The following is a 13310-nucleotide window of genomic DNA, read 5'->3' on the forward strand; positions in this document are numbered from 1 at the left end:
TTTATCCTAGTCGTGGTTATTTGTACATTTGTGGCAGTTGGTTTCTGGTTGCGTAACGAATTCCGGATCGATAGCTGTCTTGATCAGGGTGGCAGATGGAATTACGAAGTTGGCGGATGCGAGTTCCGGTAGCAAGCCAAAGGGTCGGAGTGAATAGAAAAAATGGGGATCGCTTGACTTGACTCGCCTTTCGCCCCAGCCAACGAACTTCAACCTCATTTCATTTTTCGCTCTTTTTCCCGGTTGACCGTAGAAGTGCTCCTGAGCAGCGAACCCCGAACCGTCGGCAGCCACAGCTTGACCACCACCTACTTTGATGCCGCCGACCCCGACCTTGGCAAACGCGGCAACATCGCCACCGTCACCAACCCCCTCGGTCATCTCACCCGCTACACCGCCTACGACCTCAACGGCCGGCCGCTGTCGATCACCGACCCCAACGGCACCATCACCACGCTGAGCTACACCCCGCGCGGCTGGCTCAAGACGCGCAGCGTGGCCGGCCAGACCACCACCTACGACTACACCCCCTGGGGCGGCCTTGCCCAAGTCAGCTACCCCGACGGCAGCGGCATCAGCTACACCCACGACGCCGCCCACCGTCTCACCGCGATCGTCGACAGCGCCGGGCGGGGCGTGCACTACACCCTCGACCCCGCCGGCCACCGCCTCCAGGAAGACTACCGCAACGCCGACGGCTCACCGGCCCGGCAAGTCAGCCGCATCTTCGACGCCCTCGGTCGCCTGAAAGACGAAATCGAAGGCAACAGTCCGCCGCACACCCTCGGCTACACCGCCAACGGCGAACCGCGCTACCGCATCACCGCCAAGGGCGACACCACCACCGACGACATCGACCCCCTGGGCCGCCCGGTCAAGCGCACCGATCCCGAGAACGGCAGCGCCCAGCCCACCCTCATGGCCTATGACCGCCTCGACCAGCTCACCCGGCTGACCGCTCCGAACGGCGCCGTCACCGCCTTTGACATCGATGGCCTGGGCAACGTCTGGAAAGAAAGCTCGGCCGACCGCGGCAGTGTGGACAGCACCTTCGATGCCGCCGGCAATGCACTAACCAGAAAGGATGCCCGGGGGCTGACCGTCACCCAGACCTACGATGCCCTGAACCGGCTGACGCAAGTCTCTACCAGCAACGGTCAAATCATTCGCTACACCTGGGATGCGGGCTGTCCGAACGGCATTGGCCGCCTCTGCCAGAAAACCGATGGCGCAGGCACCACCACCTACGCCTACGATGCGCGGGGCAATCTGCTCAGCGAGACGCGTAGCGAAGGCGGGCGCAGCTTCACCACCACCACCGCCCACAACGCCGCCGACCGTCCCACCGACGTCCTCGCCCCGACCGGCGAAACCCTCGTCCCGACGCTCGACCCCGGCGGCAAGACCCAAACCCTGAGCGCCACCGGCGGCGGCACCACCACAGCCATCGCCAGCGCCATCGCCTACAGCGCCACCGGGCAAATCACCGCCCAGCAACTCGGCCTGACCTGGCTGACGGTGAACTACGACAGCGCCGGGCGGGCCGACACGGTGAGTGCCACCCCGAGCAATGCCGCGAACGACAGCAACGGCGATGTCCCGCTCCCCGGTTGGGCCCTGGCCGTCCTCGGCGCCACCCTGTTCGGCCTGACCCGGCGCCGGCCAGCCGGAAGCGTCCTCCCCTTGCTTGCTACCGGGCTGCTTGCAATCTTCCTTAGTGCAGCTCCTTCAGCTGAGGCTGCCGATCTCGGCTATGACTACGACGCCAACGGCAACGTCATCAGCAAGACCACGGCCAGCGGCACAACGGCCTACACCTACGACAAACTCGACCGCCTCGACATCGAGGCCGGCCCACCCGGTAACCGTGACCACGCCTACGACGCCAACGGCAATCGCACGAGTGACGGGGCCGGCACCATGGCGACCTTTACCCCGAACACCGACCGGGTGGCGACCATCAACGGCATCAGCGTCACGCTGGACGCGGCCGGCAACCTGACCGCTGACGGCACGTACAAATATGTCTGGGACGATTTCGGCGATCTGAAGGAATTGCGCCGCTCCGACAACACCCTGATCGCTACCTACTACTACGATGACCGCCACCGGCGCACGCGCAAGGTGACCACTGCCGCCGCCCCGCAAGGGGCGACGACGACCTTCTACATTTACCTGCCGGACGGCCGGTTGCTCGCCGAGATGGGCGGATCGGGCGAAGCCCTGATGACCTACGTCTGGAATGGCGACATACTCACCGGGATCATTGTCCATCAACCGCAACGCACGGTATATACCGTGCAGGTCGACCATCTGGGCACGCCCTATCAGGTACGGACGATCGAAGGCAAGATTGTCTGGCGCTGGGAACCGGATGGGTATGGGCGGACACAGCCGAACGAAGACCCAGATGGCGACGGGAAGAAACTGACGCTCAACGTTCGGTTCCCGGGAATGTACTCTGACCGGGAGAGTGGGCTCTTCTACAACTGGCATCGGTATTACAGTCCGAAGATCGGGTACATTTCTCCGGACCCGATTGGGATTGCCGGGGGCATCAACCCGTATGGCTACGCGAATCAGAATCCGCTGAGCTATACAGACCCAGAAGGGCTAGCTGCAGCAGGAGCAATAAAAGGTGCCCGATTCGGGGGCGCGGCAGGAAGTCGGTTTGGACCTGTGGGTGCGGCTGTCGGTGTTGCTATTGGTGCTGGGATTGGCTATCTAACCTGCCAGGACAGTGCTGAAGAGTGCAAGCAAGAATGCGCTGACACGCTTCAAAGAGACGAAGCGGAATGTCTGATTGCCAGAGCCGGCTATGGTCGAGCTGCACAAAGAGTTTGCCTGGCTAAGGCCAAGGAATACTATTCCCGCTGTTTGCGTCAATGTGAAGGAAAATAAAAATGCACGAGCCATATCTTGCGATATATGTAGAGGATGGAGCTTTACACATAGCAAAGAAGCTTCCGACGGAGGACATTGCGCGCGGCATCATTGAGGTTCCGCTTAAGCAAGTGACGTCAGACAAATTTGATGAGGCTGCAAGAAAGCTAGGCGGAACCGTACTCGGACTTTTTAAGCTTTGGCACAAGAAAGATTTTGAAGGCTGGGACGATTCCAATATTTTGGAGAACGGCGCTATTGAGGACTTCTCAGTCGCTTTGTATCTGATAGACAGACTGTCTCAAGGATGTTCTGAAGACAGGTTGCGATTAATCGATGAAATTCTCGGTGAAGCAGCAACATCGAATGTTGTTGCGGCTGACTACTTTCAGGAAGACTGGCCTTTGTTGAGGAAAAGACTATTGCGAGTGTGATGAGCAATACAGACCAAAGGAGAAAACGATTTGCTGTCGATGACCGACCCCGACGGCAACCGCACCGCTGACGGGGCTATTCACGACTTAGAATGCAGCGATGAACACTGCGCTGCTGCTCCTTCCCGACTTTTCACTGATCCTGCTTGGCGCTGCCATTCGCCGCTGGATGCATCTGGGCGACCATTTCTGGAACGGGGTCGAGAAGCTGGTCTATTTCATCCTGTTTCCGGCGCTGCTGATCAACGCCATCATCAAGACCCGGCTCGACCTGGGGGCGGCCTTGCCATTGCTCGCCACGGCCTTTGCCGTGATGGCCGGCGGCATGTTGCTCGGCATCGTGCCCAAGCTGTTCAGTCGTCTGCCGGCGCTGACCTATGCCTCGATGTTCCAGTGTGCCTACCGCTTCAACTCCTACATTGCACTGGCCGTCGCCGGCATGCTGTTCGGCGCGCCGGGGATCGCCACCATGGGCTTGATCGTTGGCGCTGCCGTGCCTTTCGCCAATCTGGTCTCGGTCTGGATGCTGGCCCGCCATGGCGAAGTCGGCCTGTGGCGCGAGGTGGCGCGTAATCCTCTGATCTGGGGAACGGCAACCGGCTTCCTGCTCAATCTCGCCGGTTTTGTGCCGCCGGCCCCGTTGCAGGCCTTTCTCGGCCGTCTGGCCGATGCCTCGATTGCCCTCGGCCTGATCACGGTTGGTGCGGCCTTGCGGCTGGAAAGTACGCCGGGCGTGCGGGGTTTTTCGTTGTGGCTGGTGCTGGTGAAACTGCTGGCGCTGCCGCTGGTGGCGCTTGGCGTCGGCAGTCTGCTTGGCCTGTCCGGCCTCAACTATCAGGTGGTGGTGCTGTTCGCGGCGCTGCCGACCGCATCGTCGGCTTATATCCTGGCCATGCGCATGGGTGGCGACGGCCGCAGTGTGGCCTGGCTGATTTCAGCGACGACGCTGGGCTCAATGCTCACGCTGCCGCTATGGGCAGCGTGGCTGGCTCGACTCTGATTATTTCTTGACGGCGGGCCGCCTGGCCTTCGGCTTGGCGGCTTCCTCGGTGGCGGCGCTGGCGGCCGCCTCAGCGGCGGCTTCGGCCGATTGCTGCATCTGGTCGCGCATCTGCTGCATCATTTGCCACGGCCACATGGCGGCTTCGGAGAAGGCGTTGGCCTGCGGTTCGGCCGGTGCTTCTGCGGCGGCTTCGGGCGACATTGCCTTGACGCTGTCCTTGGCCATCTGGCCCATGGCCTGCACCGCACCAACCGTAGTCCGCTGCATTTCCAGGCCCTGAATGGTCATCTGCAGCATCGACAGATTCATGCGCAGCCAGCCTTCGACTGCCTTCATGTCCTTGATGCGCTTGTCGAGTTCGTCGAGATCGAAAGTCGGTGCCACCATGCCGGGGAGCGAGAAACCCATGTTGCCCCACATGTTGCGCATGAAATTGAGCGGGTCGTGTACCTGTTCTTCGGCCATGTTCTTCTCCTCCTGTTGGATAACCTCATCTTAAACCTCTTAAACCACTTCGTAATGCAAAATGATAAATTAGCGGCCTGTTGAATAGGGGGACGGTATGTTGAAGCTGTTGGTGGTTGAAGATCATGCGCTGGTTCGCGAAGGTCTGGTTCGCCTGCTTGGGCAGATCGAACCCGGCGCCCAGGTTCAGGAGTGTGCGGATTTCGAATCGGCGCTGAATGTGCTCGATAACGAAGGCGAGTTCGATCTGGTCTTGCTCGACTTGGCGCTGCCGGGAATCGACGGCTTTGCCGGTCTCGATATCCTGCGCCGCCGCTACCCAGCCATGCCGGTCGCCGTCGTTTCGGCTTTCGACGATACGCCGACCATTACGCGCGTGCTGAATCTCGGGGCATCCGGATTCATTCCCAAGGCTTTTTCCGGCGAGGCATTGCTGTCAGCGGTACGCGAAGTATTGGCCGGCAACATCTTCCGGCCGAATGGCCAGTCGGCAGCGCGGCTCGATGATGCGACACCGGTGCCGCCGCCGACCAAGGGGGGTGTGCGCCCTGATGAAATCGGCCTGACCGACCGCCAAGGGCAAGTGCTGGCCTTGATGGTGCGCGGCCTGTCGAACCGGGATATCGCCGATCAGCTCGGTCTGTCAGAAGGCACGGTCAAGATTCATGCGACGGCCGTTTTCAAGGCGCTCGGGGTCAATAGCCGGACCCAGGCGCTGGTTGCCGTGGCCCGCTACGGCGTGGATTTCGAAAGCGTTTTCTGAAGCTGGTTCAGTAGCGCCCGCAGCTTGGCCGGGCGCACCGGCACGGGAAGGGCGTGGGCGTCGGTCGGCAGGCTCCGGGCTGGATCCCGGACCAGCACGACCAGGGGCATGCCCGTGGCCAGTTCGGCACTGACGGCAGCGGCGAGTTCGTCGTCGGCGATCAGTACCGCATCTTCAGGCCGGCGCTCGGTGCTGCTGCCGTCGTCGGCACTGACGAGATAATCCCAGCGCTCCATCAACTCGATGCACTCTTGCATTTCGTCCGAGGTGCCGATGCAATGGACCTTGCCGGCTTTGGGTGAGGGCAGGCTGGCCGCCGGTACGGCGATCTCCGGATGGCTGCGCGCAACGCTGAGTGAGAAGCGTGTGCCTTCTCCCTGCCGCGAACGCAGCGTAACTTCGATGCCCAGCGCCTTGGCCAGGCGATCGACGATGGACAGCCCCAGGCCCAGGCCCTTGTTCTGTTCCCGGGCGATATTTCCGACCTGATAGAACTCGGCAAAAATGGCGGCCTGGTGTTCGGCCGCGATGCCGATGCCGTTATCCCTGACTTCAATATTGACGCGATCGCCCCGCAGACGGGCGGCAATCAGCACGCAGCCACCGGGCGGGGTGTAGCGCAGGGCGTTGGAGACCAGGTTGGCGATCATGCGCTCAAGCATGATCGGGTCTGATTCAACCCATCGCCTGGTCGGACGGAAGCGCAGCGTCATGTTGCGGTCGGTTGCCGCGCGCCGGAAAGAGTTGGCCAGTCGTTCGAATATTGGCTGCACCGGGGTGGGGCGGCTGTCGGGCTTGATGCCGGCGACGTCGAGCCGGGAGATGTCGAGCAGCGAATCGAGCAGTTCGCCCAGAATGGTGGTCGAGGCGGCTATCTGCTCGGCCAGTCGTGGCAGCTCCTTCGCCGTGCCGCTCTGGAGTTGTCTTTGCAGGTCGGTGGCGAATAGCGACAGGGCGTGCAGCGGCTGGCGCAAGTCGTGGCTGGCCGCCGCGAGAAAGCGGCTCTTCGCGGTGTTGGCGCGTTCGGCGGCATTCTTCTGCCCGGCCAGTTCCTGCGTCGCATCGCGGACGCGCTCTTCGAGAAGATCGTGGCTGGCCGCCAGTTCGTCGGTCATGGCCGCCATGTCGCGAACCTGGCGGCGGACCAGCAGGGCCGTGACAAGCAGGACGATGCTGACCAGCAGGGCCAGCGTGCCCAGTTCGAACAAGCGACTGTACCAGGCGGCGAGCAGGGTCTTTTCAGGAATGGCGCTGAGAATTCGCAAGTCGGCAAAGCCGGGGATCGGCGACACGGAGATCAGATAGCCGTTACCGGTGGTCAAGCCGCCTTCCGGGATGAAACCCCGCAATTGGCCGCTGTAGAGGACGGTCGAGGCCTGGGCGCCGAGAATCGGCGATTGCCGGCTCAGGTCCGTGGGGCGACAGGAGGCGATGATTTCGCCTTTTCGGTTGATGAGAACCGTTTCGAAGTCGTCGGACAAGCGGTTCGACCAGCAGAAATCCTGGAGATAGGCCGGCTCCATGGCGGCGAAGGCGGCGCCGGCAAAGTGGCCGTTGTCGCCGGTCAGGCGCCGGGCGATGGCGTAGGTGTAACGGCCGCTGTTGCGCCCGATATAGGGGCCGAAGGTCCCGGCTTCGGCGCCTTCCTCAAGTGCCTTGAAATAAGGGCGGTCCCTGACGTTGATGTGTGGCGCGGGAAAGAAGGTCGAGATAAAACGCTGGTTGCCGAAGCGGTCAAAGATGATCAGGTCACGCAGCTGCGGCATGGCCCGCGAATGGCGCTGGGCAATGTACTCCCAGCCCTTGCTCGGGTCCCAGCTCTCCCAGTCGCGCCGACTGTGCGAGAGGTCGGTCGCGGTTTCGCGCAGCAGGACGTCGACGGCTTCAAACGTTCGTGCCGTGTGTTCCGCCATCATCAGGCCGAAGTGTTGAAGGCGACGTTCGCCGGATTCCAGGTCGCGGTGGCGGGCCAGCGCGAGGTCGGCCAGGAAGACGAGCAGAACCACCAGCGTGCCGGCCAGGGCAACGCTCAGGGCAAGGGTTTCGGGCTTTCTGGCGGGCATGCGGCCTATAGCTGATAGCAATAGAGCGGGCGAGGCGGCGTGCAATCGACCTCGATGATGCGGTCGGGCGTCGCGCCGGGCACCGGAAAGCTGTTGCTGACGAACAGGCTGCCCGGCTGCATTTCGGCTTTCACCTTTTCCCACAGGCGCGGCATAGGGGCAGGGGAGAGGAAGGCGTAAACCACGTCGTAGTCGCCGAGATTTGCCATCCAGAGATCATCCCAGCGCCAGCGGATATTGGGTCGGCCGAGGCTGAAAAAGCGGCCGACCAGCCAGGTCAGCGGCGCGTTTTCATAGCCGGTGAAATGGCTGTCGGGCAGGGTGTCGGCCAGCGGTACCGTGGTGCTGCCCAGCCCGGCGCCGAGATCGAGAAATCGGCTAGGGCCGCGTTCGGCCAGCACTTCGGCCAATGCGGCCACCGTTTCCTTGTTCGACAGGTAGAGCGGCACCTGCCCGGACAGCGCGCCGCGAAAGATCAGCAGCAGCAGGATGGCGGCGAGCAGGAACCAGATCGGGTCGATGGCCAGCGTGTGGGTGAACCAGACCAGCGGCATGAAGCCGCCGTGAATCAGCTTCCACCACCACGGCTGGCGCGACAGGGTGGCGAGAACAAGGGCGACGCCGCCGATGGCCAGGCTGGTTTCCAGCCACGGCATGGCCTCGGCGTTCAGGCCGTAATACGGCCAGGCCAGCGAGAGAACGAGGATCGCCGCCGCCCCTTGCAGGGCAAACTGGCGTAGCGGGGGTGAAATCATCCCCGGATTTTATGTCATCAGTGCGGATCTCGCCTTTTCTCTTGCTTGAGTGGTGGGTTTGGCAGGTGCGCTCAGTGGGCGAGGGGCAGGGAGGGCGAAGGGTTGGCAAGGTTTGCCAGGAAAGCAGTCAACGGCGACGATTTCAATTTTGGCCGTTTTTTCCGGTTCACCGTGGGAATTGGAAAATGTGGAGCCCATGGGGATTTTGGGATAGTAAATGTGATTGGCCCGCAGAAACCGTGGTCTGTCCCCTATTATTGTTTTTACTATTATTGTTTTCTATTATTGTTTTTGGAATGCCTAACGTGGAGGTAACCGGCGCTGCGCGGCTTTATCGCGCAGCGTCCGTGTTGACCGCAGAGTTAGGTTTTTCGGGCTCAGCTGATGAGTACCAAAACGAAGCACACAATCCAGACGATGAAATATGCGAGATTTTGCTTCGTTGCCTTGGCTCGCTGATACAAATAGACGGGAACGAGCCAAATCCACCCTTTGAACTTTTCGGTGTTGTGCCCTGCGGACTTAAGGCGCCTCTCGTCGAAAAACGCCAGCGCAATATTCAATCCAAGAGTGACAAACCAGTACTTGCTATCGGCCATGGCAATTGCAGCACCAACCTGATTTCCATGAATGGCACCCGCGATAAACCATTCAAGGAAATAGCCGATCAGCGGGGCAAATGCCAGAAGCCAGACGAGGGTGTTGTTGATTTTCTCGCCAGAGAGTGGTGGCGGGGCTGTGTTGTCCAGATGGACGCGCAATTCAGTATTCTCAACCGACAACCAGTCCGGAAACCCTTGTTTCCAAACTGCGGTCCCATGCGAAATGACGGATGCCTTTATGAGCTTAACTAGGTCTGGCTCCACGACGGGGCCCTTTCTCTGACCATTTTCCTCATAAAACCATGCGGCTTCTGATTGTGCTTCGCTCATTGCTGACTCCCTTGTGAGTGGAAAAACCTAACGTAAAGTGGATGGCATTTTTGCCATCCATTCTGGAAAACAGCCGTCCATCCTGGCCAGCACTTCAGCCAAAGATGGCCTGTCAGAGTGGCTTTGGGAATTGGTGATCAAATCATTACCGAGGATGGATGGCGGTGAAACATGGCGCGGGGCCGGGATATGCGGCGCGAACGCCTTATATCCCGGACTCGTGCCGTCCCCTCTGGAGAATATGGCGGGCTGAAACCCGCATGCATTCTGGCGAAGCCTCGAAACAGTGTGGATATTCACCGTGATATTTGTCCGCCAATTACGTCATTGAGGTGAATCATTTGGCTGGTTCTCTGACTAGTCCTGCCAAATGATCATTTTCAGGGCAACAGCATACGGAGCGGATGAGCTAATGTCGAGTGGGTACGAGGTGTTTCAGGCGAGTTGCCGCAACGCCTCCCGGCGGCTGGCCGCTTTCCTGGCCGCTTCGCTGCGAACCAGCCCGAACCCGCGTACCTCGGCTGGCCAGTTGGCGAGGGCCGTGAGTTCCGGGCTTGGGCGGTGGGCGATGATGAAATTGAGGTCGGCTTCGTAGTCGGCGAGTAGCTGACGGTCAACCCGAAATTCGGCTGAAAATCGGAAAGGATTGAGCCAGGTGTGGCGCAGGCGGCGGGCCTTGGCGAGCAGTTTGAGGGCGGGCATGAGCCAGGGGCCGAAGCGGATTTTCTTCGGGCGTCCATCGGGGCCGGGTTTGGCGAGCAGCGGCGGGGCGAGGTGGAATTGCAGGCGGAAATCGCCGTCGAAACTGTCACGCAGGCGGCGGATGAAATCGCTGTCGGCGTACAGGCGGGCGACTTCGAATTCGTCCTTGGGGGCGAGCAGGCGGGCGTACTGGGTGGCGACCGTGCGCGTCAAGGCTTCGTCGCCGAGGGCGCGGATGCCGGCTAGCCGGTCGGTGTAGCGTTGGGCGAGGGCGGCATCCTGATAGGCGGTGAGGTGGGCGACACGGCTGGCGATCAGTTCGTCCAATGTTTGCTCGACGAAAGGCTGGCCGCCGAGCGGGCCGGCGATGCTGGCCACTTTTTCCGGATCGGCCGCGACGCGCCGGCCCCACTGGAAGGCCTCGCGGTTGGCGGCGACGGCCGCACCATTCAGTTCGATGGCCCGGTCGAGCGAGGCGGCGGAAACCGGCACCAGGCCTTTTTGCCAGGCAACGCCGAGGAGCAGCATGTTGGCGTAGAGGGCATCGCCCATCAGCCGGGTGGCGAGGTGCTGGGCGTCGATGAAATCGACGGCGGTGCTGCCCAGCGTCTCGGTCAGGCTCTTTTGCAGCCCGGCCAGCGGGAAGTGCCAGTCGCGGTTGCGGGTGAAGTCGGCGGTCGGCGTGTCGGTGCAGCTGACCACGGCCCGCGTGCGGCCTTCGAGCATCTTGGAGAGTGCCTCGCTGCCGGCGCTGACGACCAGATCGCCGCCCAGAATGGCATGTGCTTCGCCGGTGGCGATGCGGGCGGCGTGGATGTCTTCCGGTCGGTCGGCGATGCGCAGGTGCGAGAAGACGGCGCCGTATTTCTGCGCCAGACCGGTCATGTCGAGGGTGGAAATACCCTTGCCGTCGAGGTGGGCGGCCATGCCGATCAGGGCGCCGAGGGTGATGACGCCCATGCCGCCGACGCCGGTGATCAGCAGGTTGTAGGGTTGGGTGGTGGCGGGCAGTGTCGGGGCCGGCAAGATTGGCCAGCCTTCGGCATCGAGCGTGCCCGGCTGGGCAGTATTGCCCTTCTTCGGCTTGCCGCCTTCGATGGTGACGAAGCTGGGGCAGAAGCCTTTCAGACAGGAGAAATCCTGATTGCACGACGATTGGTCGATCTGCCGCTTGGTACCGAAGGCCGTTTCGACCGGCACGACGGACAGGCAGTTGGATTGCACCGAGCAGTCGCCGCAGCCTTCGCAGACGGCTTCGTTGATGAAGACGCGCTGGTTTATTGGCGGCATCTTGCCGCGTTTGCGCCGGCGGCGGGCTTCGGTGGCGCAGACCTGGTCGTAGATCAGGATCGAGACGCCGGGATATTCGCGCAGTTCGCGCTGCACGGCGTCGAGGTCATCACGGTGTGCGACCGGGATTTTTCCGTCATTCCCGGCTTGACCGGGAATCCATGGCCGACACTGGATTCCCGCGTTCGCGGGAATGACGGTTCCCGAGAGATATTTCTCCGGCTCGGCCGCGACGATGACCATCTTCTCGATGCCCTCGGCCTCCAACTGGCGGGTGATGCGGGCGACGCTGAGGATGCCATCAACGGGCTGGCCGCCGGTCATTGCCACGGCGTCGTTATAGAGAATCTTGTAGGTGATCGGCACCTTGGCGGCGATGGATTGCCGGATGGCCAACAGGCCGGAGTGGAAGTAGGTGCCGTCGCCGAGGTTGGCGAAGATGTGCTTTTCGCTGGTGAAAGGCGCTTGGCCAACCCAGGGCACGCCCTCGCCGCCCATGTGGGTGAAGGTCGAGGTTGACCGGTCCATCCAGGTGACCATGTAGTGGCAGCCGATGCCGGCGACGGCGCGCGAACCTTCGGGTACCTTGGTCGAGCTGTTGTGCGGGCAGCCGGAGCAGAAATGCGGCTTGCGCTCGGCGAGCACGATCGGCGTCTGGGCGGCTTTCTGTTTGTCGGCGATGACCTTCAGGCGGGCCGCGATGGTCGGCGACGTGAAGAAGCGGCCGATCCGTTCGGCAATGACGCGGGCGATGGTGGCGACCGGCAGCTCTCCAGCGGCTGGCAGCAGCCAGTTGCCTTCGCTCCACTCGCCGATTTCGTCGAACTTGCCGATGACGCGGGGGCGGACGTCGCGATTTTGCGAATCTGTCCAGTTGTAGAGCTCTTCCTTCAACTGGTATTCGAGCAGCTGGCGCTTTTCCTCGACGACGAGGATTTCCTCCAGCCCTTCGGCAAACTGCCGCACGCCTTCCGGCTCCAGCGGCCAGACCATGCCGACCTTGTACAGCCGGATGCCGATCTCGGCGGCCAGTGCGTCATCGATACCCAGTTCAACAAGCGCCTGGCGGACGTCGAGATAGCTCTTGCCGGCGGTCAGGATGCCGAGCTTGGGGGTCGGCGAATCGATGATCAGCTTGTTCAGTCCGTTGGCCCGGCAATAGGCCAGCGCGGCGTAAAGTTTGTGGTTGAGCAGCCGGGCTTCCTGCACCAGCGGCGGGTCAGGCCAGCGGATGTTGAGGCCGTCCGGCGGCAATTTGAAATCTGGCGGAAAAATCGGGGTGACCGCAGCCGGGTCGATATTGACCGAGGCCGAGGTTTCGACGGTGTCGGCCAGCGCCTTGAAAGCCACCCAGCAGCCGGAATAGCGGCTCATCGCCCAGCCGTGCAGGCCGAAATCGAGGTATTCCTGCACGTTGGCCGGGTAGAGCACCGGCATCATCAGCGCCTTGAAGACATGCTCGGTCTGGTGCGGCAGGGTCGAGGATTTGGCGGCGTGGTCGTCGCCGGCGATGACCAGCACGCCACCGAATTTTGACGAGCCGGCAGCGTTGGCGTGGCGGAAAACATCGCCGCAACGGTCCACGCCCGGCCCCTTGCCGTACCACAGGCCGAATACGCCGTCGTATTGCGCGCCGGGAAAGAGATTGACCTGCTGGCTGCCCCACACGGCGGTCGCCGCCATGTCTTCGTTGAGGCCGGGCTGGAAGGTGATGTGGTGTTCTGCCAAGTGCTGCTTGGCTTTCCAAAGTCCGAGATCGAGATTGCCGAGCGGGCTGCCGCGATAGCCGGAGATGAAGCCGGCGGTGTTCAGCCCGGCCGCCAGATCGCGTTCGCGCTGCAGCATGGGCAGGCGGATCAGGGCCTGGGTGCCGGTCAGGAAGACGCGGCCGGAGGTGCGGGTGTATTTGTCGTCCAGCGTCGCGGTGAGGCTGGCTGGTAGAGCGAGATTGCTCATTTTTGTCTCCATTTTTGCGGCCTTGTGGGCCGGGTGGTCGTTCGCCCTGCCGTCGGGGGTGGTG

The 13310-nt window shown here is 62.0% G+C and carries 9 protein-coding genes; 4 read left to right on the forward strand and 5 right to left on the reverse strand.

The window, feature by feature from the left end; translation table 11 throughout:
• Positions 1-297: 297 nt before the first annotated feature.
• The 3 genes from KI617_RS01370 (at position 298) to KI617_RS01380 (ending at position 4317) form a co-directional block, all read left to right on the forward strand.
• Positions 298-2901, forward strand: coding sequence for an RHS repeat-associated core domain-containing protein (locus tag KI617_RS01370; RefSeq protein ID WP_226449964.1), 2604 nt, complete (start codon positions 298-300; stop codon positions 2899-2901).
• Positions 2902-2903: 2 nt separating this feature from the next.
• Positions 2904-3317 (forward strand): hypothetical protein, encoded by a 414-nt coding sequence (locus KI617_RS01375; protein WP_226449966.1) that lies wholly within the window; start codon positions 2904-2906, stop codon positions 3315-3317.
• Positions 3318-3417: 100 nt separating this feature from the next.
• A complete protein-coding gene (locus KI617_RS01380) occupies positions 3418-4317 on the forward strand; it encodes an AEC family transporter (RefSeq protein WP_226449967.1) in 900 nt (299 codons plus the stop codon).
• On the opposite strand, the gene KI617_RS01385 is transcribed toward KI617_RS01380, so the two are convergent.
• On the reverse strand, positions 4318-4785 hold the full coding sequence (locus KI617_RS01385; protein WP_226449969.1) for a PhaM family polyhydroxyalkanoate granule multifunctional regulatory protein: 468 nt from the start codon (positions 4783-4785) through the stop codon (positions 4318-4320).
• A 97-nt stretch (positions 4786-4882) separates the two neighbouring features.
• Here KI617_RS01385 and KI617_RS01390 point away from each other — a divergent pair, with 97 nt between their 5' ends.
• Positions 4883-5548, forward strand: a complete 666-nt coding sequence (locus KI617_RS01390) for a response regulator transcription factor (RefSeq protein WP_226449971.1) — start codon at positions 4883-4885, stop codon at positions 5546-5548.
• Here KI617_RS01390 and KI617_RS01395 read toward each other — a convergent pair.
• The 4 genes from KI617_RS01395 to KI617_RS01410 form a co-directional block, all read right to left on the reverse strand.
• Entirely contained in the window at positions 5518-7611 is a 2094-nt protein-coding gene (locus tag KI617_RS01395; protein WP_226449972.1) for a sensor histidine kinase, read from the reverse strand. The genes KI617_RS01390 and KI617_RS01395 overlap by 31 nt on opposite strands.
• A gap of 5 nt (positions 7612-7616) precedes the next feature.
• Positions 7617-8366, reverse strand: a complete 750-nt coding sequence (locus tag KI617_RS01400) for a class I SAM-dependent methyltransferase (protein ID WP_226449974.1) — start codon at positions 8364-8366, stop codon at positions 7617-7619.
• 377 nt (positions 8367-8743) lie between these two features.
• Complete coding sequence (locus KI617_RS01405) at positions 8744-9298, reverse strand: DUF4339 domain-containing protein (protein WP_226449976.1); 555 nt, start codon at positions 9296-9298, stop codon at positions 8744-8746.
• 435 nt (positions 9299-9733) lie between these two features.
• Positions 9734-13246: an indolepyruvate ferredoxin oxidoreductase family protein gene (locus tag KI617_RS01410; protein WP_226449978.1), complete on the reverse strand. Its 3513-nt coding sequence runs from the start codon at positions 13244-13246 to the stop codon at positions 9734-9736.
• Positions 13247-13310 lie beyond the last annotated feature (64 nt).

The sequence above is a fragment of the Ferribacterium limneticum genome, from assembly GCF_020510625.1.
In the GTDB taxonomy this organism is placed as follows: Bacteria; Pseudomonadota; Gammaproteobacteria; order Burkholderiales; family Rhodocyclaceae; genus Azonexus; species Azonexus limneticus_A.